Origin of the sequence: Vibrio sp. 10N.222.55.C6 (assembly GCF_041473395.1) — a bacterium.
GTDB lineage: Bacteria > Pseudomonadota > Gammaproteobacteria > Enterobacterales > Vibrionaceae > Vibrio > Vibrio crassostreae_C.
In genome coordinates, this window is sequence record NZ_JBFRSD010000002.1 from 348703 (window position 1) to 348933 (window position 231).

The following is a 231-nucleotide window of genomic DNA, read 5'->3' on the forward strand; positions in this document are numbered from 1 at the left end:
CCGATGTATCGCTCCAAATTTTGTAATGTTGATTGGCGTCAGCATTAAGATGGTGTTTTACTTTTCAGTAATCGGCATCGCAATAAAGAATTGCGTGCCCTGGTGGTGGAATTGGTAGACACAAGGGATTTAAAATCCCTCGGCGTTCGCGCTGTGCCGGTTCAAGTCCGGCCCGGGGCACCATCTATTAAAGTCTTTATCTCGATAAAGCAAATGCGATACTAGCTCAGT

Annotated in this window: 1 tRNA gene; it reads left to right on the forward strand. The window is 45.9% G+C overall.

Going from position 1 to position 231, the window contains the following annotated elements:
* Positions 1 to 96: 96 nt before the first annotated feature.
* Positions 97 to 183 (forward strand) — tRNA-Leu (locus tag AB4486_RS03260).
* The last annotated feature ends 48 nt before the right edge of the window (positions 184 to 231 follow it).